Origin of the sequence: Spiroplasma endosymbiont of Clivina fossor, from assembly GCF_964031115.1 — a bacterium.
Classification (GTDB): Bacteria; Bacillota_I; Bacilli_A; order Mycoplasmatales; family Nriv7; genus Nriv7.
Map to the genome: position 1 here is coordinate 259,859 of NZ_OZ035006.1, position 25,464 is coordinate 285,322.

The following is a 25,464-nucleotide window of genomic DNA, read 5'->3' on the forward strand; positions in this document are numbered from 1 at the left end:
AAGATGCTTAGATATTACAAGCATCTTTTTATATATTACATTACCTAGCATTATTAGTATGAATAATATTTTTCGATTAATTTACTATTGTTTGAATTATTACCAATTTTAAGATGCCAAACATTCATTAACTATTTTTTGTTTACTATTAATTCATTACATAAATTAATAAACTCATCAATCGTAACTGTTACTTGTTCTTCTTTACCATATTGACGATAAGTAATCTTTTTAGTAGCAATTTCCTTTTGACCAATAACAATTTGGAAAGGTATTTTTTTAGTTTGTGCAATACGAATTTTATAACCTAACCGTTCACTACTAGCATCAACAAATGACCGTAAATTATGAGTTTTAAATAGTTTTTCTAATTCATAACAATATGCTTGATGTTCTTCTTTAATAGGAATTAAAGTAATTTGTTTAGGACTTAATCATAGTGGTAAAACTCCACCTGTTTGTTCTAATAAAACAGCAATAAAGCGTTCATAAGTGCCAATTAAACCACGATGAATAATGACAGGGCGAACTTCTTGTCCATTCTCATCTTGATAAGATAAATCAAATTTTTCTGGTAGCAAAAAGTCCAACTGAATCGTTGAAACCGTAATATCATGCCCTAACACCGTTTTAATTTGAATATCTAATTTCGGACCATAAAATGCCGCTTCGCCAAGCATTACAATATATTTAATTTTTAATTCATCTAAGGCTTCTTTTAAAACTTTTTCAGCTTTAATTCACATTTCATCATTATCATAATAACTTTTGTTATCTTGAAAATCTCTTAATGATAATGAATAGTAATCAACTTCAATATTTAATGCTAACAATATTTCACTAATTAATTTAAATGTTGTTTGAAATTCAGTTTTTATTTGATCAAAACGACAAAAAATATGAGCATCAGTCAACTCCATTGCTCGAACGCGTTCTAAACCAGTTAAAGCACCGCTAGCTTCATAACGATATAATAACTCATGTTCAGCAAATCGTAATGGCAAATCACGATAAGAGCGTAATTTATAACAATAAATTAAACAATGATGCGGACACGACATCGGACGAAGCACAAGTTGCTCATTATTCAATGACATAACCGGAAACATATTTTGTTGATAATGATCTCAATGACCACTAGTACGATATAATTCTATTGCTCCCATTACTGGTGTTGCTACTTCTAAATAGTCATAAAAGAACTCTTGTGAGCGTAAATACTCTTGTAATTGTTTTTTAAGAATCATTCCATTAGGCAATCAAATTGGTAATCCTTGACCTGCTAATGAATCAAACATAAAAATTTCTAAATCTTTGCCAATTTTTCGGTGATCTCGTTCTTTTCTTAAAGCAATTAATGCTAACAAGGTTGCTAATTTTTCTTGTGAAAAATGACAAACACCATAAATTCTTTGAATTTGCTTATTGTTAGCATCATTATTTCAATAAACTCCAGCAAGTGATGAAAGCATAAAATTTTCAACAATTTTAGTATTATCTAAAGCAATAAAATTATTAATGAAGGAACTGTTATCAACAGTATATACACCAACAACATCTTTAAGGGTTAAAAGTTGTTCTAAAAAATAAGGATTATTTTCATATAATCGTTGTAAATCCTGCGGTGATTTTAACTCATATTTAATTTCTAAGTCTTTTTTAAGAAATTCTTGCATTTGCTTAGTAATAATCTCTAAATCTTGTTCTTTAATGTGGGTTTGAAAATCAAAATCAACAAAAAAACTTTCATCACTAACATTAATATTAGCAATTAGTAAACCCTTTCAATTAGTTTGTAATGTTTTTGCTAAAACAATACCTGCTGAATAATTAAGTACTTTTAATGCCTCATCTAAATCTTTTGTAATTATTTCTAATATAATATCATTTTCTAAAACATAAGTTTTAATATCTTTTCATTCATTATTCACTTTAACAGCAATAATATTTTCTTGTCAATTAGCATCAATACTTGTTAAAACATCACTAAACATTATTCCTAATGGATACGATTTATTTTCATTATTAATTTTTACAGTAACAATTTGTTCCATTGCCGATATATCCTTTCTAGCGAAAAAGACGTTCAATTTGCTAATGAACGTCTTTAACATTGTTAATGTAATTATTTTATTTGTAATTTTCTCATTTCATTACCATTAACAATTAAAACTTGTTCATTAGTTTTAGCACCATATTTTCTAGCAATATTATTTAATAAACTATCATCATTAATTACTTTATTAATATCCATAACTAATTCTGGATAAACACCATACCAAATTCCAAAACTATTTCTAATTCTTTCATCAGTAACTAATGGGATTAATGTACTTCGAACACGAGCATTAGATAAAGTTTTAGTTAATAATTGATCATCACTATCATCTAAAACAATTACTTGATGAATTCGTTTTTGCTTTTGAATTTTTTCACCAAGAACTTCTTTACCCACTTGATAAACAAAATCTTTATAAGGTGAAGTTGATCATTTAATAAATCTTTCTAAATAACCTTCATATCAAAAATGAATTTCTGCTTTTCTAACGACTCTCGTCATTGCTTCAATTGATTTTTCAGGATACTCACCATTAGCTGTTTCGCCAGATAACATTGTTGTATCCACACCTAAATCAACTGCTCAATAAATATCTGATACTTCAGCTCTTGTTGGTAAAGGATTAGATAACATTGATTCTAACATTTGGGTAGCGACAATTACTGGCACCATTGCTTTATTACATTTACGAATAACATGTTTTTGAATTAAAGGCACCTCAGCATAAGGCACATCAACACCTAAATCACCACGCGCAATCATAATACCATCACTATTAGCAATAATTTCATCAATATTATCAACAGCATATCGTGATTCAATTTTGGCAATAATTTTAATATCAGCAGCACCATTTTCATCTAACAATTGACGCATTTCTTGTAAATCTTTAGCGTCATGAACAAAAGAAGCAGCTACATAATCTACTTTTTGCTCACATCCAAAAATAAGATCGGCATGATCTTTGTCAGAAATAAAAGGTAATGACAGTTTAATTCCCGAAACAATAATCGCACGATGATTTTTAACAAGATGAGTATTAACAGCACGACAAATAATTGACTTATCATCGTCTTTATTATTAATTCCTAAAACAATTAACTGTAACTTACCATCATCTACTAATAATCTTTGTTCAACTTGAATATCATTAACAAGATTTTCATAATTAATTGAAAATTCTGTTTCCGTACCTTCAATTTCCTTATTCGTATAAACAATAACCCTACTATCTTTAGTTATTAACGCCTCGCCACCTTTAAAAGAATGAGTTCTAATTTCTGGACCTTTAGTGTCTAATATTAGTGATAGTGGCCTTTGTATTTGTTGAATAATAGATTTAGCAAACTCAACACGCTTACCATGTTCTTCAAAATCACCGTGAGAAAAGTTTAAACGATATACATTTGCTCCCTTTTGTGCTAAACGAAGCATCAAATCTCTGGTTTCACTAGCCGGACCAATTGTCGTAATGGTTTTTACTCTTTTATTTATAAAAAGCATTTATTTTAATCCTCGTTTCTATTTTTGTAAATAACAGTTTAATTTTAACATAAAAACACATTTTAAATTAATTTTTTAATTTTGTCGAAAACTCTTGATATTTATTGAATATACTTAATTTTAGGTATATTTTAATATGATAGAGGTGGATAATAATTATGGAAAAAATAATTCAAGAACTAGTAAATACTTTAACAGATGATCAATTTTTAGAATTTTATGAAAAAGTCAAACAACAAGCAGAATTAATAAAAAAACAAAAACGTTTAAATGAAATTGATCAAAAATTTAGAGCGCAAGGTATTAAATGCCCTAAATGTGAATCTTACCATTGCGTTAAAAATGGACATAATTCAGAAGGAAAACAAAAATATTTATGTAAAAATTGCCGTGCAAGTTTTGACGCTTTTCGTAATCATTTTATTTATTGAAGTCATTTAAATTATGAACAATGAAATTTATTGATTCAAATTTCATTGCTGGGGCAATCTAGTAAAACAATTTCTCGTTTTATTAAAACTACATTAAAAACTGCTTGATATAATCGTCAAAAATTAATGAAATCAAAACAATTAGAAAATACCCAATTAAAATTTAAAAAATTATCTGGTAAAATCCAAATCGATGAAACATTTATTAAAGAAATCCATAAAGGAAATTTCAAATATAAAACTGATCCACGAAGAATTCACCTTGACCCATTCGCAACTAATACTAAATGCTGTATTCAAATGGCAATTGATAATAATAACAATATTTATGTTAAATCCACAAACACCAAACGTTTACAAAAACAATGAGTTATTGAAAATATGAACAAAGGATTAATTAACGAAAATTCAATTATTACTTCTGATATGCAAAAATTATATTTTTTAGTAGCAAAACAAACAAATTCTACTTTATGTGTAACTAAAACAACAATTAATCCTGAAGCTAGTTATCGTAACTTAAATAAAATCAGTAAATTACAATCTAGTCTTAAAGAAGCCTTAATTCATTATCATGGTTTAGGTTTTACTAATATTCAAAATTATTTAAATCTCTGAAAATGAAAATACCAACATAAGGGTTTAACTCCAAACCAACAAACAGCGGTATTATATTTTAATGTATAAAAAAGTTAAAGTAAAAATAGTAATTTTATATAAAAGCCTTTTAAAATTATCAAGTTGATGATTTTTTTTATTTTATCAAGAGTTTTCGACAAAATTAAAAATTATTTTTACTCTTTTTAATTGGCAATAATGTATTTTTATGAACATTTTGCAAACCTTGATATCCTGAATCGGCAATTAATTCTAATTTTGGATTTATAAGTGTATTTGATTTTAAAAATAACTTATAATCATGAGTACTGCCATAACAAAAATCTACTGAAATAATTTTATTGTTAAATAAATCAATAATTATTTGCGATTTTAATGAATGTTGCCTTTTCTTACCAGAAAATAATAATTTTAGTTTTTTTTAATTCTTTCAATTGGAATTTCTGTAGCATCAATTGCTAATAAATTATTAGTAGTACCCTTATTTTCTAATAATATCTTTTTGCCAGGTATATGAAAGTGACTATTTTTTATTAGAGTATTTTCAACTCAAAAGATATTACGAATACAACTAACATGACTAATATTATATTTTTTTGCAATAATACGATATGTACTATATTCTTTTCAGTATTCTAAAGTCATAAGTAATCTTTGCTCTATTGATAATTTATTTGGTCTACCACCAATTTGTTTTTGTTTAGCTTCACCTTCTTTTAAAATTTCTACCATTTTCATGAAAGTTTTATATTTTATGCCTATTAAACTATAAAATTCGTTTTCGTCTTTGTATTTATCTAACATTTGTATTTCACCTAGGAAATAATATTATCAAAATAGTAGATAAAATTAAAGGTTATGTACCAAGTCTATTAAAAACTGCTTGATATAATCGTCAAAAATTAATGAAATCAAAACAATTAGAAAATACCCAATTAAAATTTAAAAAATTATCTGGTAAAATCCAAATCGATGAAACATTCATTAAAGAAATCCATAAAGGAAATTTCAAATATAAAACTGATCCACGAAGAATTCACCTTGACCCATTCGCAACTAATACTAAATGCTGTATTCAAATGGCAATTGATAATAATAACAATATTTATGTTAAATCCACAAACACCAAACGTTTACAAAAACAATGAGTTATTGAAAATATGAACAAAGAATTAATTAACGAAAATTCAATTATTACTTCTGATATGCAAAAATTATATTTTTTAGTAGCAAAACAAACAAATTCTACTTTATGTGTAACTAAAACAACAATTAATCCTGAAGCTAGTTATCGTAACTTAAATAAAATCAGTAAATTACAATCTAGTCTTAAAGAAGCCTTAATTCATTATCATGGTTTAGGTTTTACTAATATTCAAAATTATTTAAATCTCTGAAAATGAAAATACCAACATAAGGGTTTAACTCCAAACCAACAAACAGCGGTATTATATTTTAATGTATAAAAAAGTTAAAGTAAAAATAGTAATTTTACATAAAAGCCTTTTAAAATTATCAAGTTGATGATTTTTTTTATTTTATCAAGAGTTTTCGACAAAATTAAAAAAAAATGATGATAGTTGAATTAATTATAAAGGTAATGCTGTAACAAATAAATATAATAGACTTCTTGCAAAATTAATATGATAATTATAATTTTTAAATTTAAAATAAATATAAAAGTGTTATTAAAATAATTTTTAGATTATTTTTACAAATATTTTGTCATTAAAACATAATAAAAATTATTATTTACAATAAAAAAAGACTGAAATTTTAAATTATCAAATATATTTAAACTAATAGTTGTAAATTATAAATTGAAGCTATTAAATTAAATCTTAAAGCAAATCTTTTTCTACGATTTCGATATTTTTCACTAATAATTTTAAATTTTTTAAGTATAGCAAAAACATTTTCAATAACAATTCTCATTTTTGAAATTCGCTCATTATTTTGCTTTTCTTCTTTATTTAAAGGGTTTTTCTTTGATTTTCTTTTAGGAATTAAAACATTATGATTAATTTTTTGTATGCCTTGATAACCTAAATCCACTAAAACAGTTGTTTCTGGTAAAAATTTAATTTTTGAATCTTTTAAAATTTTAAAGTCATGGTTTTTACCATAAGAAAAATCAGAACTAATAATTTTTTTACTATCTTTTTCAATTATAACTTGTGTTTTTATTGTGTGTTTTTTCTTTTTTCCTGAGTAGTGCTGTTTTTGTCTTTTTTTGGGCGTTGGATTTGGCTTTCAGTTACATCAATTATAACAGTCTTATCTTTGAAATAATCTTTTAATAGTGATTTTTGACCAGTAAGTTGTTGAAAATTAGGGTGTTTTATTAAAGTGTCTTCAATTCATTTGATATTTCTATAACAACTACTTTCACTAATATCATAACTTTTTGCAATATGAAAATAAGTTCTATATTCTCTTCAATATTCTAAAGTCATTAAAATACGATTTTCTAATGATAATTTATTGGTTCTTCCGCGACGAAATCTCTTTTTTAATTCTTCTATTTTTAAAATTTCTAGCATTTTATTAAAAGTAGTATGTTTAATACCAGTTAATCTTAAAAAATTTTTATCACTTATTTGATTATTTTTTTTAAATTTCATTTAAATTCCACCTTTTTATTAAAAACAACAATTCAATTATATTTTAAATTAATTTTGCAAGAAGTCTAATAGATTTAAGTAAGTAAAAATATTAATTAAAATTTAATAAAATTAATAATTTTTCATTGTGTAAAAATTCAATAATATGATAAAATGGTAATGAATAAAAATGACAATAACAAGAAAGGTAAGGTTGGTTTAGTAATTAAATAATATAATTAACTGATTGTTTTACTTCTTCAAAGCAATACCTAAGAAAACTAAACGCGACCTAGGGCATTTAATACCTTGCGCTCTAAATTTTTGAGCCTGTCCAAAATTCTGTGTCTCGATAATTCATTCTGAATTATACTTAAAAGAAGGAGAACAGAAAATGACAAAAAAAAAAAAATAAAAAAAGAACCTGACGCAATTGATAAAGTTGTTGATTATTTTTTAGAAAATATTGATAATCCACAAGATTTATTTAAAGGCAATACTATTTTTCAGGAATTTACCAAAAAATTAACTGAACGAATGTTAAATACGGAAATTAAAGATTATCTTGAAACTGATGAGAATCATAATAAAAGAAATGGCAACACACAAAAAACCATTATTACTAAAAATGGTTCAATCGCAATTGATGTACCAAGAGATCGAAATAGTACTTTTGAACCAGTAATTATTCCGAAAAGACAAAGAAGATTTGATAACTTTGATCAAAAAGTAATTTCTTATATATGCAAGAGGAATGACAATTTCTGATATCAAAGCACAATTGCAAGAATTCTATCACGGAGCAGAAATTTCAGAAAGTTTAATTAGTCAAATAACTGATGATGTTATTGAAGAAGTTAAAATGTGACAAACTAAACCTTTAGAGAAGATTTATCCGATTGTTTATTTTGATTGTATTGTTGTTAAAGTAAAGCAAGATAAACGAATAATAAATAAAGCAGTTTATCTTGCCTTAGGAATTAATTTAGATGGTTTAAAAGATATTTTAGGAATGTGAATTAGTGAGAATGAGGGAGCCAAATTTTGACTTAATAAATCTTACGGAAATGAAAAATCGTGGGTTACAAGATATTCTTGTTGCTTGTAGTGATAATTTAACTGGGATGTCTGATGCAATAGAAGCTGTTTTCCCAAAAACACAGCATCAATTATGCATTGTTCATCAAATTCGCAATAGTTTAAAATTTGTTCCTTACAAAGATCGCAAACTTGTAGCTAATGATTTAAAATCAATTTATACAGCAATTAATGAAGAAATAGCGTTAATTGCTTTAGATCATTTTTCAGAAAAATGAAATAAAAAGTATCCACAAATTACTAAATCATGAAAAAATAACTGAAATAATTTAATAATTTTTCTTGAATATCCTCAAGAATTTAGAAGAATTATTTACACAACTAATGCGATTGAATCTGTTAATAGTCAACTAAGAAAAGTCATTAAGAATAAAAAGATTTTTCCTAATGACGCATCAGTTTTTAAAATATTTTATTTAGCATTTCAAAATATGGTTAAGAAATGAACGATGCCAATTCAAAATTGGGGTAGTGCAATTTCACATTTAATGATAAAATTTGAAGACAGAGTGAATTTAAATTAATTACTTAGAGACACAGTTAATTGTACAGTCCCATAATTTAATTTTTTTTATAGTAAATGATTATTTTTTCTTTTTTAAAAAATACCTAAGAAAACTAAACGCGACCTGTTTTCCTTCTGAATTATGTCCATTTTTAACGCGCAATGGTAAGATTTACATTTAGGGCATTTAATACCTTGCGCTCTAAATTTTTGATCAATTTCATTTAAACGTTTTTGTTTTTTTATTAATTCTGCTTGTTGTTTGACTTTTTCATAAAATTCTAAAAATTGATCATCTGTTAAAGTATTTACTAGTTCTTGAATTATTTTTTCCATAATTATTATCCACCTCTATCATATTAAAATATACCTAAAATTAAGTATATTCAATAAATATCAAGAGTTTTCGACAAAATTAAAAAAAAGAATAATGATTTAATTATTCTTTTAAGTTTTAATATAACTAACTTTCTGGCATTAAAATGTTGGTTGCCCAATTAATGAACCAATTACTAAAAATACTATTGATAATACCATAATAACTATTAACAAAAGCCAAACTCCTTTTAATAATGAACCATATGAAATATGTGAAAGAGCAATAGCTCCCATAACAACACCAGAAGTTGGGGTTACTAAATTAACAATTCCTGATGCTAGACTAAAACTAGTAATTGCTCCTGATGTTAAACCAGCACCTAATGCAGGCGCAATAATACTAAAAACTGCTGTTGCAAAACCACTAGCAGAAGGAATTAAAAATGATAAAGGAATAAATAAAAAATATAAAATTAAAGGAATAACTCATTGTGGTAAATTAACAATACTATTTTTAATTCCCGCAATCATAATTTCTTGCATTCCTGTGCGTTGTAAAATTACTGTAATTCCACCAGCTAATGCATTTACTAAACAAACAGATAAAATACCAGAGCTTCCTTGTAAAATATCATTAACTAACATTTGTTCTGATTTTCAATTAACAAAACCAATAATAATTGTCGCAATTAAAAAGAACGAAGAAACTTCTAATAAACCGCCTACACCAACCCCCGGAATAAATTTGGTTATATATGGCACTTCAGTATTAATTATTTTTCCAAATTCTTTAAAAATACTAATGCCAAATTCATTTCAAGCAATTAAATAAAAAATCATTACTACAAATGCTAAAGCAAATAAGATCAATGAAACAATCCTTCGCTTTGTCAATGGCACTTCCAAAATTGATTTTTTAAAAATTTTTTGATGCTCACTATGCATTAAAAAAACAACTGAATTATGCTTATCTTTTTTAACACGATAAGCATAAAACATTACAAAACCAATCGCCACCGCTGTCATTACAATTCAAATTATAACTCTTCAAATTATTCCTGTAGTTACTGCTAACTCACCAACAATTCCACCATTAATTGCAGCCTGAACAGCCGTACCAATTAAAAATGGATTAATAATTGAACCTAAAACACCAATCCCAGCTCCTAACAAAATAATTAATAATCCCGTAAAAGCATCAAATCCCGCAACTAAAATAATTGGTAAAATTAAAGCATAAAATCCTAATGTCTCTTCCGCCATCCCATATGTTGTTCCTGAAACAGAAAAGAAAATCATTAAAATAGGAATTAACCACAACTCCTTATTTTTTAAATTAGAAATTAATTTACCAATCAAAGCATCTAAAGCTTGAGTTTTCATCATCACATTAATAAACGCTCCTAAAATTAATACAAAGATAATAATTGATGCCCGACCTTTATTAGTAAAACTTTCCATCGGAACTCAAAAAATATCAATAATTCCTGCTGGCGTTTTAGCAACCGCTGGAATTCAAGATAAAAAAACTAAAATAACAATAATTAAAAATAAAATGGTAAATGCCATTGGCATTTTAAATTTAAATCACTTTTTCATATCGCTAATTAACCATTGCCACCAGCACAGCTGATCTAATAATATTAATTTCTAAGAATTTTCCCACTTCAAAACTAAATTGATATTTACTATCCTTCATAATTTGTATCCCTTTCTAATTTCACATATTTGCATATATTTTAGCACAAAAAAACAACAAGAATTAACTTGTTGCTTCTCATAATATTTAATTTAACAAGAAAAAGACTATTTTTTATAAACTGAAACTTTCGTTCTCTTTTTACCATAGCGCTCATATTTAACAACACCCTTAATTAAAGAAAACAAAGTATCATCGCCACCACGACCAACACTATTTCCAGGATGAATCTTAGTTCCCCTTTGACGATAAATAATCATCCCCGTCTTCGCTAATTGTCCATCACTTAACTTAGCACCTAATCGTTTAGAATGTGATTCACGACCATTACGAGTAGAACCACCACCTTTTTTAGTGGCAAAGAATTGAATATCTAACTTAAATCTCATCATAATAATTATATCTCCTTAATTTCTATATTTTGTGGATATTGCTCAGCAATAGTTTGTAACTGATAAACCATTGTATTCAACACAATTTGATTAACAGCTTGCACTTCTAAAACCTTAATAATAATATCAACCTTAACCGAAATAGTAATACTATCCTGACATTGCCGATCTAATGCATTTAAAGTTCCAAAAACAACAGCACTAATCGCACTACAAACAATATCTTGACCCTTTACTTTAAAACCAGAATGACCACTAACAATTACTTGATAATAATTATTTTGCTGTCTTTGAATCTGAACCCGAACCATTATTACTATCACTAATTTCTGCTGTCGGCACCGCCGCTTTTGACTTAGTTTCAACAACTTTAAAAACCTTTTTTGCTCCATCTAATAAAATATCAATAATTTTCACTTGTGTATATGGTTGACGATGACCATACTTAGTTTTACTATTTTTCTTTGCTTTATAGGTAAAAACCACAATCTTTTTTTCTTTACCTTGTTTAATTATTTGACCAACAACCTTAGCATTTGGTACGAACCTTCGACCAATGTTACCATCAATCATTAAAACCTTATCAAATTCAACAACATCGCCAGCATCACCAGCGATTTTTTCAATTCAAATTACTTGTTCCTTTTCAACACTTAGTTGCTTGCCACCAGTTAAAATAATAGCAGACATATAATACATACCCTCCAGCTTAGACTCGCCAATTTAGGTGAGATTAAACTACTTATAAACCTATTTCGTGCGGTTGAAACCGTTTAAAGTTATCACAAATTAATATTGCAATACTTACAACATTAATAATTATAACCTAAAATAAATATTTTCGGTAGTAAAATATGAATTGGGTCGCGTTTAGTTTTCTTAGGTATTTTTTAAAAAAGAAAAAATAATCATTTACTATAAATTATTTCAATATGCAAATTAAGTATATATTTCTTATGTATGATTTTTGTTGTAAAAAATTTTTAATTTTGTCGAAAACTCTTGATATTTATTGAATATACTTAATTTTAGGTATATTTTTAATATGATAGAGGGGGATAATAATTATGGAAAAAATAATTCAAGAACTAGTAAATACTTTAACAGATGATCAATTTTTAGAATTTTATGAAAAAGTCAAACAACAAGCAGAATTAATAAAAAAACAAAAACGTTTAAATGAAATTGATCAAAAATTTAGAGCGCACGGTATTTAAATGCCCTAAATGTGAATCTTACCATTGCGTTAAAAATGGACATAATTCAGAAGGAAAACAAAAATATTTATGTAAAAATTGCCGTGCAAGTTTTGACGCTTTTCGTAATCATTTTATTTATTGAAGTCATTTAAATTATGAACAATGAAATTTATTGATTCAAATTTCATTGCTGGGGCAATCTAGTAAAACAATTTCTCGTTTTATTAAAACTACATTAAAAACTGCTTGATATAATCGTCAAAAATTAATGAAATCAAAACAATTAGAAAATACCCAATTAAAATTTAAAAAATTATCTGGTAAAATCCAAATCGATGAAACATTTATTAAAGAAATCCATAAAGGAAATTTCAAATATAAAACTGATCCACGAAGAATTCACCTTGACCCATTCGCAACTAATACTAAATGCTGTATTCAAATGGCAATTGATAATAATAACAATATTTATGTTAAATCCACAAACACCAAACGTTTACAAAAACAATGAGTTATTGAAAATATGAACAAAGAATTAATTAACGAAAATTCAATTATTACTTCTGATATGCAAAAATTATATTTTTTAGTAGCAAAACAAACAAATTCTACTTTATGTGTAACTAAAACAACAATTAATCCTGAAGCTAGTTATCGTAACTTAAATAAAATCAGTAAATTACAATCTAGTCTTAAAGAAGCCTTAATTCATTATCATGGTTTAGGTTTTACTAATATTCAAAATTATTTAAATCTCTGAAAATGAAAATACCAACATAAGGGTTTAACTCCAAACCAACAAACAGCGGTATTATATTTTAATGTATAAAAAAGTTAAAGTAAAAATAGTAATTTTACATAAAAGCCTTTTAAAATTATCAAGTTGATGATTTTTTTTATTTTATCAAGAGTTTTCGACAAAATTAAAATAAAAAATTATTTTAATGTTGTTTTTATAAGCATTTTACTTAGTTTTTATAACCTTTTATTAAGATTATGTTTGTTAATATTAAATATTTTGTTTTATTACTTATTTTTCAAATAAAACGATAATTAAATTGTAGTTACTTTTCTTTCAAAATTAATCAAATATTTTTCCACCTAACAAAACTTTACGCGCCCTTATTAACATCTGTTTAATAATGATGACTGCATAGTATAAATTAAATTTCTTGGTAATATAATTGATTTAACGATATTATCACTACTAACAATATCAATATAAATTGGACCATCAACACCAACAGGAAGTCCAGTAACACTTCAAAGGAGAAAAATAATTGTTCCCATTAATAAGAAAGACAGTGAATATGGAAACATGATTGACATCATTGAACCAATTTCAAATTTCTCTTTTTGTTTTGGTTGAATTCATTCTTTCGCTCAAATAATTATTAAAGGAAAGTATGGCATTAGTGGTGAAATCATATTTGTTGAAGCATCACCAACACGATAAGCAGCAATTGCGGCTGCTGGATGAATTTGCGACTTTAATAAAGCCATTACAAATATTGGCCCCAAAATCCCTCATTTAACAGACATTGAACCAATAAATAAATTAATAATTGTTACAATTAAAATAAAAACAAATAAAGTTAATGTTGTACTATTAAAGTTAATTGCCGAACCAATATAATATCCTAAAGCAATATCAATTCCTGATTGCGCAAAACCAGCAATAAACTGTGTCATAACTAAAAATAAAATTAAACTTGGAGCAGTTTTTTTAAATCCAATAACTAAAGCATTAACAATATCATCTTTAGTTTTAAATGTCTTGGCAGCAAAACCATAAGTTATTCCAATACCTAAAAATAAAAACCCAATAATTAATACTAAGTGTGTCGTTAATTGATAGTCTTTCGGTTCTAATTTTTTATTAGGAGTAATATTAGTAATATTATTAATAAAACCATTAAATGGTGCTTGGGGAATAAAAGTCATTAATAATATTCCAATAATATAAATAATCACAAACCCTAAAACAAATCACATTGCTTTTCGCTGTTGATCATCTAAATGAAAATTTTTATTAACTTGCAAATCATCTCTTTTGGCAATCGGATAATGAGCAATAATTCTTTTATCAACAACTTTTTCAGTAATAAATCAACCAATTAATGTAAACACAAATAAAAGTAATAATGTAAAATAATAAGTTGATAATGGATTTACTTGATAAGCAGAACCCTTACCTAAAAAATCATTTGTTAATGAAGCCATTATAAACTCAACACTTCCCGGAATAAGTGATGTTGCAAATCCACCAGCAACACCAGCAAATACTGCCGCCATTCCTGTTAAAGGATGCCTACCGATACGATAATATAATGTCCCTGCTAACGGAATTAAAATTAAATAACCAGCATCAGCCGCTAATGATGAAATACATCCTAGAAAAATGCAAGCCGGAGTTAAAATTACTTTTGGTAAACTAGAACCAACTTTTCTTAAAGAAACATCAATAAAGCCTGATTTATCAGCCACACCAACAAACACTGTTGTTAACAATACAATTCCCGTTGTTGCTAATCCCATAAAATTACTAATAAAGTTTTTTAATCATCATACAATACCATCACGACCAATAAGATTAAAAAACTTTAGTTGATATTCATCAACTACTTTATTGGTATTACGATCATAAAATTTTTCTAAAACAACACCAGCAGGTAAAGCATAACTTAATATTAATGATACTAACATTAAAATAATAATCAAATAAATAAATAAATAAAATGGTTTTGGTAATTTATTTCCTAATCATTCAATACCATTTAATGATTTATTAATTCCTTTATTAACACCTCTACTAACTTTTTTTCAAGTCCTTTGCCGCCTATTTATATTTTCTTCCATAAATAAAATCTCCGTTTCTATATACTATCCAAAGCGATAATTGCTTGAATATAAATTTTTTTAAATCTGAAATTAAAACTTGTTCATTATATTGATGTTCCGTTGAAGTATTACTATCAAAAATAGCCCCAAAAGCAACACAATTTTCCATACTCCGAGCGTAAGTAAGTCCCACCACCAATTGCTAACGGTTGCGACATATCATTAGTTGCTTGCTGATAAACATTTAATAATTTTTTAACAATTAATGAGTTTTTATCAAAAAATAATTTTTCTTTTAAATCAACTTCCTCAATTACTAAATTATATGGTGCTAATGAAGCTTCTAATTTCTTTAAAATTACATTAACATCTGTATGAACGGGAATTCTAAAATCACAACCAATAAAATTAGTTTTTGAATTCATTTCAATCAAACCAACATTAAGAGTTAACTTCCCTGATTCATCTTCAATATTAGTAAAAATATTAATAGCATTGGGGATTGGGGTCTAATCTTAATTGTTGTGCAATTCACATGACTAATTTACTATCATTATTAATTGTTGCTAACGCCATTACTAATTGTAATCCTGCATTTATTCCCTCTTGTGGTTTTGAGCCATGAACAGCTTTTCCTAAAACAATAACCTTATTATCTTGTTTTTTATATAAAAACTTATTTTGTTCTAATACCATAATTAATGTTTCTAATTGTGAACCACGATATTCTGCTTGATCACAAGTAACATTATAAGCTGCACCACCATTTATTGTAAAATCTTGTTGCGGATTTTTTTCAATAATTTTTAAATTTAAAATCGTTTTTTCAGCATATACAAGTGGAAAATAACCATCCGGAGTATATGCAAATTTTGGTTTTTCTTCATTATTCATATAATGCTTAATTGAATCTCATGTTGTTTCTTCGGTAATACCAAAAATTAACCGAATTCTTTTTTGAGGAATAAAACCTTCATCAACTAAATATTTTAAAGCAAATAAATTTATAATCGCCGGTCCTTTATCATCAATAACTCCCCGACCATAAAGAATATCATTTTTAATAGTTGGTTCAAAAGGAGGAAATTCTCACTTTGATAAATCACCTGGGGAAACAACATCAAGATGACATAAAATCCCAATTAATTCTTTACCAGCACCATACTCAATATATCCATAACGATTTTGTGTTCCTAATTTAGTTTTAAAACCAAGTTTTTTACCTAAATCAATAACATCCTCTAATACTTGATGAACATTTTTTCCATAAGGATATTGTTCATTAACTTCACCCTTACTAAATGAAGGTACTTTAATTATTGCTTTAATTGCTTCCAAAGAAGTTTGAAACAAATCATTAAACCGCTGCTCATTAATATCTGATTCCATTTTTTCTTTATCCTTTCTTTTAAAAAATAATAATACTTTAATTTTAACATATTTGTCATATTTTCTAAAATCAGATAGTAAACTAGGTCGCGTTTAGTTTTCTTAGGTATTGCCTTTGAAGAAGTAAAACAATCAGCTAATTATATTATTTAATTACTAAACTAACCCTACCTTTCTTGTTATTGTCATTTTTATTCGTTACCATTTTATCATATTATTGAATTTTTACACAATAAAAATTATTAATTAGGTCGCGTTTAGTTTTCTTAGGTATTTTTTAAAAAAGAAAAAATAATCATTTACTATAAATTATTTCAATATGCAAATTAAGTATATATTTCTTATGTATGATTTTTGTTATAAAAAATTTTTAATTTTGTCGAAAACTCTTGATATTTATTGAATATACTTAATTTTAGGTATATTTTTAATATGATAGAGGGGGATAATAATTATGGAAAAAATAATTCAAGAACTAGTAAATACTTTAACAGATGATCAATTTTTAGAATTTTATGAAAAAGTCAAACAACAAGCAGAATTAATAAAAAAACAAAAACGGTTAAATGAAATTGATCAAAAATTTAGAGCGCAAGGTATTAAATGCCCTAAATGTGAATCTTACCATTGCGTTAAAAATGGACATAATTCAGAAGGAAAACAAAAATATTTATGTAAAAATTGCCGTGCAAGTTTTGACGCTTTTCGTAATCATTTTATTTATTGAAGTCATTTAAATTATGAACAATGAAATTTATTGATTCAAATTTCATTGCTGGGGCAATCTAGTAAAACAATTTCTCGTTTTATTAAAACTACATTAAAAACTGCTTGATATAATCGTCAAAAATTAATGAAATCAAAACAATTAGAAAATACCCAATTAAAATTTAAAAAATTATCTGGTAAAATCCAAATCGATGAAACATTTATTAAAGAAATCCATAAAGGAAATTTCAAATATAAAACTGATCCACGAAGAATTCACCTTGACCCATTCGCAACTAATACTAAATGCTGTATTCAAATGGCAATTGATAATAATAACAATATTTATGTTAAATCCACAAACATCAAACGTTTACAAAAACAATGAGTTATTGAAAATATGAACAAAGAATTAATTAACGAAAATTCAATTATTACTTCTGATATGCAAAAATTATATTTTTTAGTAGCAAAACAAACAAATTCTACTTTATGTGTAACTAAAACAACAATTAATTCTGAAGCTAGTTATCGTAACTTAAATAAAATCAGTAAATTACAATCTAGTCTTAAAGAAGCCTTAATTCATTATCATGGTTTAGGTTTTACTAATATTCAAAATTATTTAAATCTCTGAAAATGAAAATACCAACATAAGGGTTTAACTCCAAACCAACAAACAGCGGTATTATATTTTAATGTATAAAAAAGTTAAAGTAAAAATAGTAATTTTACATAAAAGCCTTTTAAAATTATCAAGTTGATGATTTTTTTTATTTTATCAAGAGTTTTCGACAAAATTAAAAAAAACATTTGGTATTAATATTTCTACGGGACTGTACAATTAACTGTGTCTCTAAGTAATTAACTTAAATTCACTCTGTCTTCAAATTTTATCATTAAATGTGAAATTGCACTACCCCAATTTTGAATTGGCATCGTTCATTTCTTAACCATATTTTGAAATGCTAAATAAAATATTTTAAAAACTGATGCGTCATTAGGAAAAATCTTTTTATTCTTAATGACTTTTCTTAGTTGACTATTAACAGATTCAATCGCATTAGTTGTGTAAATAATCCTTCTAAATTCTTGAGGATATTCAAGAAAAATTATTAAATTATTTCAGTTATTTTTTCATGATTTAGTAATTTGTGGATACTTTTTATTTCATTTTTCTGAAAAATGATCTAAAGCAACTAGCGCTATTTCTTCATTAATTGCTGTATAAATTGATTTTAAATCATTAGCTACAAGTTTGCGATCTTTGTAAGGGACAAATTTTAAACTATTACGAATTTGATGAACGATGCATAATTGGTGCTGTGTTTTTCGGAACACAGCTTCTATTGCATCAGACAGACATTCCAGTTAAATTATCGCTACAAGCAACAAGAATATCTTGTAACCCACGATTTTTCATTTCCGTAAGATTTTATATATATTAGACTTCTTGCAAAATTAATATGATAATTATAATTTTTAAATTTAAAATAAATATAAAAGTGTTATTAAAATAATTTTTAGATTATTTTTACAAATATTTTGTCATTAAAACATAATAAAAATTATTATTTACAATAAAAAAAGACTGAAATTTTAAATTATCAAATATATTTAAACTAATAGTTGTAAATTATAAATTGAAGCTATTAAATTAAATCTTAAAGCAAATCTTTTTCTACGATTTCGATATTTTTCACTAATAATTTTAAATTTTTTAAGTATAGCAAAAACATTTTCAATAACAATTCTCATTTTTGAAATTCGCTCATTATTTTGCTTTTCTTCTTTATTTAAAGGGTTTTTCTTTGATTTTCTTTTAGGAATTAAAACATTATGATTAATTTTTTGTATGCCTTGATAACCTAAATCCACTAAAACAGTTGTTTCTGGTAAAAATTTAATTTTTGAATCTTTTAAAATTTTAAAGTCATGGTTTTTACCATAAGAAAAATCAGAACTAATAATTTTTTTACTATCTTTTTCAATTATAACTTGTGTTTTTATTGTGTGTTTTTTCTTTTTTCCTGAGTAGTGCTGTTTTTGTCTTTTTTTGGGCGTTGGATTTGGCTTTCAGTTACATCAATTATAACAGTCTTATCTTTGAAATAATCTTTTAATAGTGATTTTTGACCAGTAAGTTGTTGAAAATTAGGGTGTTTTATTAAAGTGTCTTCAATTCATTTGATATTTCTATAACAACTACTTTCACTAATATCATAACTTTTTGCAATATGAAAATAAGTTCTATATTCTCTTCAATATTCTAAAGTCATTAAAATACGATTTTCTAATGATAATTTATTGGTTCTTCCGCGACGAAATCTCTTTTTTAATTCTTCTATTTTTAAAATTTCTAGCATTTTATTAAAAGTAGTATGTTTAATACCAGTTAATCTTAAAAAATTTTTATCACTTATTTGATTATTTTTTTTAAATTTCATTTAAATTCCACCTTTTTATTAAAAACAACAATTCAATTATATTTTAAATTAATTTTGCAAGAAGTCTATTAAGTCAAAATTTGGCTCTCTCATTCTCGCTAATTCACATTCCTAAAATATCTTTTAAACCATCTAAATTAATTCCTAAGACAAGACAAACTGCTTTATTTATTATTCGTTTATCTTGCTTTACTTTAACAACAATACAATCAAAATAAACAATCGGATAAATCTTCTCTAAAGGTTTAGTTTGTCACATTTTAACTTCTTCAATAACATCATCAGTTATTTGACTAATTAAACTTTCTGAAATTTCTGCTCCGTGATAGAATTCTTGCAATTGTGCTTTGATATCAGAAATTGTCATTCCTCTTGCATATAAAGAAATTACTTTTTGATCAAAGTTATCAAATCTTCTTTGTCTTTTCGGAATAATTACTGGTTCAAAAGTACTATTTCGATCTCTTGGTACATCAATTGCGATTGAACCATTTTTAGTAATAATGGTTTTTTGTGTGTTGCCATTTCTTTTATTATGATTCTCATCAGTTTCAAGATGATCTTTAATTTCCGTATTTAACATTCGTTTAGTTAATTTTTTGGTAAATTCCTGAAAAATAGTATTGCCTTTAAATAAATCTTGTGGATTATCAATATTTTCTAAAAAATAATCAACAACTTTATCAATTGCATCAGGTTCTTTTTTTATTTTTTTTTTGTCATTTTCTGTCCTCCTTCGTTTAAGTATAATTCAGAATGAATTATCGAGACACAGAATTTTGGACAGGCCCAATTCTCTCTCTCTCTCTCTTTCTCTCTCTACACGATATGTTTGTTTAAAATTCATTCATTTATGAATTAAATTAATCTTTTAATTTTTCATTAATTTTAATAATTTTTTATGATTAATAATTCATCCAGTTTCCTTCTCAATAGCAATTTTTAGTCTCCTATACCCGTAACATTTCTTATGCTTTTCAAAAATTTTTTTAATAATATTTATTTCTTTAAAATCATTTTTATTATTAAATCTTTGTTTATAATAATTAGTACGATTAACATTAAGAATTTTACATAATACTTTTATTGAGTATTTATTTTTATAAATTAATAAAATTTATTTTATATTTTGTTGTTGTCTTGAGAAGGAAAGGAACTTTTTTAGAATTTCATTTTCTAATCTTAAATATTCAAGCTCACTATAATTTGCCTTATGAATTTTTCTTTCAAAATTTCAATTTTTATTTTTATGTTTATAAAGTCACTGACTAATAGTATTGCGAGAAATATTAGACTTCTTGCAAAATTAATATGATAATTATAATTTTTAAATTTAAAATAAATATAAAAGTGTTATTAAAATAATTTTTAGATTATTTTTACAAATATTTTGTCATTAAAACATAATAAAAATTATTATTTACAATAAAAAAAGACTGAAATTTTAAATTATCAAATATATTTAAACTAATAGTTGTAAATTATAAATTGAAGCTATTAAATTAAATCTTAAAGCAAATCTTTTTCTACGATTTCGATATTTTTCACTAATAATTTTAAATTTTTTAAGTATAGCAAAAACATTTTCAATAACAATTCTCATTTTTGAAATTCGCTCATTATTTTGCTTTTCTTCTTTATTTAAAGGGTTTTTCTTTGATTTTCTTTTAGGAATTAAAACATTATGATTAATTTTTTGTATGCCTTGATAACCTAAATCCACTAAAACAGTTGTTTCTGGTAAAAATTTAATTTTTGAATCTTTTAAAATTTTAAAGTCATGGTTTTTACCATAAGAAAAATCAGAACTAATAATTTTTTTACTATCTTTTTCAATTATAACTTGTGTTTTTATTGTGTGTTTTTTCTTTTTTCCTGAGTAGTGCTGTTTTTGTCTTTTTTTGGGCGTTGGATTTGGCTTTCAGTTACATCAATTATAACAGTCTTATCTTTGAAATAATCTTTTAATAGTGATTTTTGACCAGTAAGTTGTTGAAAATTAGGGTGTTTTATTAAAGTGTCTTCAATTCATTTGATATTTCTATAACAACTACTTTCACTAATATCATAACTTTTTGCAATATGAAAATAAGTTCTATATTCTCTTCAATATTCTAAAGTCATTAAAATACGATTTTCTAATGATAATTTATTGGTTCTTCCGCGACGAAATCTCTTTTTTAATTCTTCTATTTTTAAAATTTCTAGCATTTTATTAAAAGTAGTATGTTTAATACCAGTTAATCTTAAAAAATTTTTATCACTTATTTGATTATTTTTTTTAAATTTCATTTAAATTTCACCTTTTTATTAAAAACAACAATTCAATTATATTTTAAATTAATTTTGCAAGAAGTCTATTATATTTTTCAGCTAAATAATTATAACTACATCCTTCTTTTAGATGTTCATTAACAATTTTAATAATTAATTCTTTACTTCTATGAATTTTTTTCATAAATAAAATGCACCTCATTTATAGTTTACACAAATGTTTTTATTTTTGTGTCTACTTTATAGGGGGCATTCCATTACTAAAATTACTGGTTTTTATTTTGACAAAATAGAAAAAAATGAAAAAGTTGTTTAAGAGCATTATTGTCATAGAAAGCTACATTTTGGGGTAGCGATTATAACAGTTTAATTATTTTTAAATTCTAATATTTTCATTTGGCATATCTTTCATTTTTATCTCATTCTTGTACTTTCATTTTTATGTTTTTTAATTTTTTATTTTGATATGATAAAAAATCTTTATTTTCTCAATATCTTGGTTCACTGTTTTTTTCTCAATTTAAATCATATTCTAATGATTTTAATATTGGTAGTGTAATCTTGTCATTTTTGTCAACATAAAATTCTCAATCATTAAGTTTCATTCGTGGAGGCAAGTTTTTGAGCATAAATTCATTTTCTACATTAACTTTTATTTCTCATTTTTGATTTCACTTGCTGTTATCATCTTTTGATGATTTAAGTGTTAATTTTGATTTTTTTAAGTTTAATTCGTATGTTTCATTACTTTGTCTTTTATTTCTAATTAGTTGTGATGTTGCTTTATCATTATTAATATTTTGGGGAATGGTAAAAATGTTATTGAAACTAATAATTAACACGGTAAATATTTTCATAAACATTTTTATCACTCCTTTTTAAAATATTTATTTTTCATTATTCTTTTAGCTTTAATTTTTTTAATAAGCCACTCAACTCAATGCTACAGTTTATAATTACCGCTATTGTAATGCATATATCTAAATATCCTAGTATTATAAGTGAAACTAATACTTCAAATTTTTCATATAATAATTTCAAATCATTAATTTCCAATTTTCAAAATGAAATTAAAAAGATAGTAATCATAAAAATGTAAGGTAAAATTCTCCATCAATATTTTTTTAAAGAATTAATGAGCTTGTGTGATTTCATTTTTTAAGGCTCTTTTTGCTTTAATTTTTTGAATAATAAAGCGGATTAATTTTTCAAATTTAATTGCAAAATATATTGCTCCGCCTCATCAAAAAACAAATATTCCTGCTAGCATAATAACACTATTGAACTTGCCAAAGAAATCAACCATCTGTTTATTCATAAAATCATTAAATTCGTTACTTGTTCCAGTTATTCATTTAGTATTGATTACTGTTAATGCACAAATTAATAAACTTATAAAGATGAAAATGATACTTAATGATACTTTTAACCACTGTTTTTTAAAAGAATTTTTAATCCTTAATTTTAATGGCATTTTTTCTTTTGAATTATCTTTTTTAAATAATTTTATTAAAATTTTTTTCATTTTAATTCTCCTTTCATATTTTTTATCGTCCTTTAATCACAATAAATAAAGCAATCAGCACACAAGTTACGCCAAGAATGGTAAAGATTGGATGTTGAGAAAATGTCCGAGCCATTGGTTTAAACAGTTCTAAAATTGTTAAATTGCTAATAATAAACTTTTGGAAATTCGTAAGGCCTTCGCTAATATAGTTTGTTAAAGTTTCAAAATGACTACCAGCTAAAAGTCCAAGAACAGTTATTAAGATAAAAATAATAATTAGTTTAAACATTGTTAGTTACCTTGCTTTGTTTTTATTGGTTTTATTTGTTTTTTAGTTTTTCCTCACGCACTTAAACGACCTTTATTTTTAACCGCATATTGGCGTTGTTTTTCTAAATTAACTTGTTGATTACCAAATCCAAGAATAATTGCCATAAGAAATTCTACAGCCAGCGTTAAGAATAAAGGAAATATTAGTTGAATATTCGTTCCTGGCACTTCTAAACTTCAAATTAAGTCAAAAACTTTATAAAGCATTTGAGTCAGAAAGTCGGCCATTTTTGCAAGATTTTCCATTTTTTATTATTCCTTTTCTTTCATTTTTCTTAAAAATTTGCTAAATTTATCCATTTTTAAGTATTCTAAATCTTCTAAATCAATTGCTGTGTCAATATAGTATTTATCTTCATAGTCAGGATTTACTTTTGCATTTAAGTAATCTCTTAAAAATGCTAGATAAAAAGAATTGTAAGTGTTAAGTATTGGTAGAGGAATTTTTAGTTTAAAAAAATAGATATCAAGTTCAGGAATATCACGATATTTAATGCGACGACCTTTTTTGCTATTTTTGGCATCAATTAAGGTGTTTCGTCAGCGTTCATATTCTTCAATGCTTGTAAAGGTGCCATAGATGACTTTTAAGTAAGGACGAAAAATATTAACGGGTTTTTTACGAATTCCCACAATTACATTATTGGCAATATCACGAACTTTAACTCAAATATGTTTATCTTTTTGACCGCTAGCCAGCACAATATGACCAAAATGCCGTGCCAGAGCGAAATATTCTTGGATACCGCTTTCTTCGTTTTTGGTATTATTTTTTTCTCAATCTGTTCCTTCTAAAAATAAATTGGTTTCATCTCATAGAAGTAAGGTCTTATCTGGCAATACTGGATAATCAAAGTCTAATAATCCCATATGTCCTAAACTTAATTTTTGGGTTTCTAGTAATGGAAATGTTGATGCGATATGATATTTCTTCTTTTTTAATAATTTTGATGCGTATACTAGAAAGGCGGTTTTTCCAGTTCCTAATGAACCAATCACAATATTTAATGGTGAATTTTTTAAGAAATTAATAACTTTGTTAATTTGTGTTAAATTACTGATTTTAAAAATAAAAATTAAAATACAACCCGCTAAAAATAAATAGCTCACAATGTTTTTAAAATAACCGTTGTAAATATATCAAATTGCTCCTCAATGTCATAAAATTAAAAATGAGGTGCGATTTAATTCAATAAAATGGTTATTTTTTTCTATTATTCATTTGCAAAATTTCATCTTGCACCTCACTTTATTTTTTTATTAGCGTACCGCTCCAAGTAATTTTTCAAACATTTTAAAGCAAATAAAGAATATTGCCAAAATAAATGGAAAAATGAAGATTCAGTAGTCAGCAAAGAAGTTACCAACTTGTGGCATATTAACAGCAATAATTTCTCACATTTTAGTAAATGCCGTTATAATTGCATTTCATAATTTAGTCATCGCGTCGCTAGCTGTTATTTTTTCTACTGTTGCTGGTGCATCGGCTAAGAAAGTTCCAATCATATAATCACCCCCTTTCTTTTTAAAACATTCATCATTT

The 25,464-nt window shown here is 25.4% G+C and carries 29 protein-coding genes, 4 pseudogenes and 1 other annotated feature; of the genes and pseudogenes, 6 read left to right on the top strand and 27 right to left on the bottom strand.

The window, feature by feature from the left end; translation table 4 throughout:
• Positions 1–131: 131 nt before the first annotated feature.
• Entirely contained in the window at positions 132–2,054 is a 1,923-nt protein-coding gene (gene thrS / locus AAHM82_RS01755; RefSeq protein ID WP_342264350.1) for a threonine--tRNA ligase, read from the bottom strand.
• 71 nt (positions 2,055–2,125) lie between these two features.
• The gene (gene pyk, locus AAHM82_RS01760) at positions 2,126–3,562 is read right to left on the bottom strand and encodes a pyruvate kinase (RefSeq protein WP_342264351.1); all 1,437 of its coding nucleotides are present in this window, start codon (positions 3,560–3,562) and stop codon (positions 2,126–2,128) included.
• 158 nt (positions 3,563–3,720) lie between these two features.
• Between pyk and AAHM82_RS01765 the strand changes: the two genes are divergently transcribed.
• Positions 3,721–4,680, top strand: coding sequence for an IS1/IS1595 family N-terminal zinc-binding domain-containing protein (locus AAHM82_RS01765; RefSeq protein ID WP_342263474.1), 960 nt, complete (start codon positions 3,721–3,723; stop codon positions 4,678–4,680).
• A 94-nt stretch (positions 4,681–4,774) separates the two neighbouring features.
• Here the strand turns inward: AAHM82_RS01765 and AAHM82_RS12695 are convergent, their stop codons facing one another.
• Both AAHM82_RS12695 and AAHM82_RS01770 read right to left on the bottom strand, forming a co-directional pair.
• Entirely contained in the window at positions 4,775–5,020 is a 246-nt protein-coding gene (locus AAHM82_RS12695) for a transposase family protein (protein WP_425289021.1), read from the bottom strand.
• Positions 5,021–5,022: 2 nt separating this feature from the next.
• On the bottom strand, positions 5,023–5,415 hold the full coding sequence (locus AAHM82_RS01770; protein WP_342263426.1) for a transposase family protein: 393 nt from the start codon (positions 5,413–5,415) through the stop codon (positions 5,023–5,025).
• A gap of 101 nt (positions 5,416–5,516) precedes the next feature.
• Here AAHM82_RS01770 and AAHM82_RS01775 point away from each other — a divergent pair, with 101 nt between their 5' ends.
• Positions 5,517–6,077 (top strand): transposase, encoded by a 561-nt coding sequence (locus AAHM82_RS01775; RefSeq protein ID WP_342264033.1) that lies wholly within the window; start codon positions 5,517–5,519, stop codon positions 6,075–6,077.
• A 328-nt stretch (positions 6,078–6,405) separates the two neighbouring features.
• Here AAHM82_RS01775 and AAHM82_RS12700 read toward each other — a convergent pair whose 3' ends face one another.
• Both AAHM82_RS12700 and AAHM82_RS12705 read right to left on the bottom strand, forming a co-directional pair.
• The gene (locus tag AAHM82_RS12700; RefSeq protein WP_342264845.1) at positions 6,406–6,798 is read right to left on the bottom strand and encodes a transposase family protein; all 393 of its coding nucleotides are present in this window, start codon (positions 6,796–6,798) and stop codon (positions 6,406–6,408) included.
• Positions 6,795–7,235: a transposase family protein gene (locus tag AAHM82_RS12705; protein WP_342263396.1), complete on the bottom strand. Its 441-nt coding sequence runs from the start codon at positions 7,233–7,235 to the stop codon at positions 6,795–6,797. The genes AAHM82_RS12700 and AAHM82_RS12705 overlap by 4 nt, the downstream gene beginning before the upstream one ends.
• A 390-nt stretch (positions 7,236–7,625) precedes the next feature.
• Between AAHM82_RS12705 and AAHM82_RS01785 the strand changes: the two are divergent.
• Positions 7,626–8,836: pseudogene (locus AAHM82_RS01785) on the top strand (IS256 family transposase).
• A 74-nt stretch (positions 8,837–8,910) separates the two neighbouring features.
• On the opposite strand, the gene AAHM82_RS01790 reads toward AAHM82_RS01785, so the two are convergent.
• From AAHM82_RS01790 to rplU, 5 genes and pseudogenes are all read right to left on the bottom strand, one after another.
• A complete protein-coding gene (locus AAHM82_RS01790; protein ID WP_342264352.1) occupies positions 8,911–9,153 on the bottom strand; it encodes a hypothetical protein in 243 nt (80 codons plus the stop codon).
• 141 nt (positions 9,154–9,294) lie between these two features.
• On the bottom strand, positions 9,295–10,734 hold the full coding sequence (locus tag AAHM82_RS01795) for a YfcC family protein (protein ID WP_342264353.1): 1,440 nt from the start codon (positions 10,732–10,734) through the stop codon (positions 9,295–9,297).
• Positions 10,735–10,941: 207 nt separating this feature from the next.
• Positions 10,942–11,223 (bottom strand): 50S ribosomal protein L27, encoded by a 282-nt coding sequence (gene rpmA / locus AAHM82_RS01800; protein ID WP_342264896.1) that lies wholly within the window; start codon positions 11,221–11,223, stop codon positions 10,942–10,944.
• An 8-nt stretch (positions 11,224–11,231) separates the two neighbouring features.
• Positions 11,232–11,537: a ribosomal-processing cysteine protease Prp gene (locus tag AAHM82_RS01805; protein ID WP_342264354.1), complete on the bottom strand. Its 306-nt coding sequence runs from the start codon at positions 11,535–11,537 to the stop codon at positions 11,232–11,234.
• A gap of 85 nt (positions 11,538–11,622) precedes the next feature.
• A pseudogene (gene rplU, locus AAHM82_RS01810) lies at positions 11,623–11,916 on the bottom strand (50S ribosomal protein L21); the annotation flags it as partial.
• Positions 11,917–11,927: 11 nt separating this feature from the next.
• Positions 11,928–12,001, bottom strand: a sequence feature (ribosomal protein L21 leader region).
• Positions 12,002–12,293: 292 nt separating this feature from the next.
• Between rplU and AAHM82_RS01815 the strand changes: the two are divergent.
• Positions 12,294–12,443 carry a hypothetical protein gene (locus AAHM82_RS01815; RefSeq protein WP_342264355.1) on the top strand — a complete coding sequence of 50 codons (150 nt, stop codon included), beginning with the start codon at positions 12,294–12,296 and terminating at the stop codon, positions 12,441–12,443.
• A complete protein-coding gene (locus tag AAHM82_RS01820; RefSeq protein ID WP_342264356.1) occupies positions 12,406–13,254 on the top strand; it encodes an IS1/IS1595 family N-terminal zinc-binding domain-containing protein in 849 nt (282 codons plus the stop codon). Before AAHM82_RS01815 ends, AAHM82_RS01820 begins: the two co-directional genes overlap by 38 nt.
• 296 nt (positions 13,255–13,550) lie before the next feature.
• On the opposite strand, the gene AAHM82_RS01825 is transcribed toward AAHM82_RS01820, so the two are convergent.
• The 3 genes from AAHM82_RS01825 to AAHM82_RS01835 form a co-directional block, all read right to left on the bottom strand.
• Entirely contained in the window at positions 13,551–15,284 is a 1,734-nt protein-coding gene (locus tag AAHM82_RS01825) for an AbgT family transporter (protein WP_342264357.1), read from the bottom strand.
• Positions 15,285–15,397: 113 nt separating this feature from the next.
• Entirely contained in the window at positions 15,398–15,691 is a 294-nt protein-coding gene (locus AAHM82_RS01830; RefSeq protein ID WP_342264358.1) for a hypothetical protein, read from the bottom strand.
• 61 nt (positions 15,692–15,752) lie between these two features.
• Positions 15,753–16,655 carry a Sapep family Mn(2+)-dependent dipeptidase gene (locus AAHM82_RS01835; RefSeq protein ID WP_342264359.1) on the bottom strand — a complete coding sequence of 301 codons (903 nt, stop codon included), beginning with the start codon at positions 16,653–16,655 and terminating at the stop codon, positions 15,753–15,755.
• 454 nt (positions 16,656–17,109) lie between these two features.
• Between AAHM82_RS01835 and AAHM82_RS01840 the strand changes: the two genes are divergently transcribed.
• Complete coding sequence (locus AAHM82_RS01840; RefSeq protein WP_342264360.1) at positions 17,110–18,069, top strand: IS1/IS1595 family N-terminal zinc-binding domain-containing protein; 960 nt, start codon at positions 17,110–17,112, stop codon at positions 18,067–18,069.
• Between the two features lie 158 nt (positions 18,070–18,227).
• On the opposite strand, the pseudogene AAHM82_RS01845 reads toward AAHM82_RS01840, so the two are convergent.
• The 13 genes and pseudogenes from AAHM82_RS01845 to AAHM82_RS01900 form a co-directional block, all read right to left on the bottom strand.
• Positions 18,228–18,798, bottom strand: a pseudogene (locus AAHM82_RS01845) (IS256 family transposase); the annotation flags it as partial.
• Positions 18,799–18,980: 182 nt separating this feature from the next.
• Positions 18,981–19,373 (bottom strand): transposase family protein, encoded by a 393-nt coding sequence (locus AAHM82_RS12710; RefSeq protein WP_342264845.1) that lies wholly within the window; start codon positions 19,371–19,373, stop codon positions 18,981–18,983.
• Entirely contained in the window at positions 19,370–19,810 is a 441-nt protein-coding gene (locus tag AAHM82_RS12715; RefSeq protein ID WP_342263396.1) for a transposase family protein, read from the bottom strand. The genes AAHM82_RS12710 and AAHM82_RS12715 overlap by 4 nt, the downstream gene beginning before the upstream one ends.
• A gap of 61 nt (positions 19,811–19,871) precedes the next feature.
• Positions 19,872–20,474 (bottom strand): annotated as a pseudogene (locus AAHM82_RS01860) (IS256 family transposase); the annotation flags it as partial.
• A 207-nt stretch (positions 20,475–20,681) separates the two neighbouring features.
• Positions 20,682–20,927 carry an IS3 family transposase gene (locus AAHM82_RS12720; RefSeq protein ID WP_425289045.1) on the bottom strand — a complete coding sequence of 82 codons (246 nt, stop codon included), beginning with the start codon at positions 20,925–20,927 and terminating at the stop codon, positions 20,682–20,684.
• A gap of 345 nt (positions 20,928–21,272) precedes the next feature.
• Positions 21,273–22,102 (bottom strand): IS5 family transposase gene (locus tag AAHM82_RS01865; RefSeq protein WP_342263339.1). Its coding sequence is split into 2 segments (ribosomal slippage): positions 21,273–21,706 and positions 21,706–22,102, totalling 831 coding nucleotides; the frame shifts between segments, so codons are not numbered across the junction.
• Between the two features lie 43 nt (positions 22,103–22,145).
• Positions 22,146–22,268, bottom strand: a complete 123-nt coding sequence (locus AAHM82_RS01870) for a hypothetical protein (RefSeq protein ID WP_342264364.1) — start codon at positions 22,266–22,268, stop codon at positions 22,146–22,148.
• A 199-nt stretch (positions 22,269–22,467) separates the two neighbouring features.
• The gene (locus tag AAHM82_RS01875; protein ID WP_342264365.1) at positions 22,468–22,947 is read right to left on the bottom strand and encodes a hypothetical protein; all 480 of its coding nucleotides are present in this window, start codon (positions 22,945–22,947) and stop codon (positions 22,468–22,470) included.
• Between the two features lie 269 nt (positions 22,948–23,216).
• Positions 23,217–23,609, bottom strand: coding sequence for a hypothetical protein (locus AAHM82_RS01880; RefSeq protein WP_342264366.1), 393 nt, complete (start codon positions 23,607–23,609; stop codon positions 23,217–23,219).
• Between the two features lie 22 nt (positions 23,610–23,631).
• Positions 23,632–23,880, bottom strand: coding sequence for a hypothetical protein (locus AAHM82_RS01885; RefSeq protein WP_342264367.1), 249 nt, complete (start codon positions 23,878–23,880; stop codon positions 23,632–23,634).
• Positions 23,881–23,882: 2 nt separating this feature from the next.
• Positions 23,883–24,167, bottom strand: a complete 285-nt coding sequence (locus AAHM82_RS01890; RefSeq protein WP_342264368.1) for a hypothetical protein — start codon at positions 24,165–24,167, stop codon at positions 23,883–23,885.
• Positions 24,168–24,173: 6 nt separating this feature from the next.
• Positions 24,174–25,157, bottom strand: coding sequence for a hypothetical protein (locus AAHM82_RS01895; protein ID WP_342264369.1), 984 nt, complete (start codon positions 25,155–25,157; stop codon positions 24,174–24,176).
• Between the two features lie 24 nt (positions 25,158–25,181).
• Positions 25,182–25,427: a hypothetical protein gene (locus AAHM82_RS01900; protein ID WP_338967504.1), complete on the bottom strand. Its 246-nt coding sequence runs from the start codon at positions 25,425–25,427 to the stop codon at positions 25,182–25,184.
• Positions 25,428–25,464 lie beyond the last annotated feature (37 nt).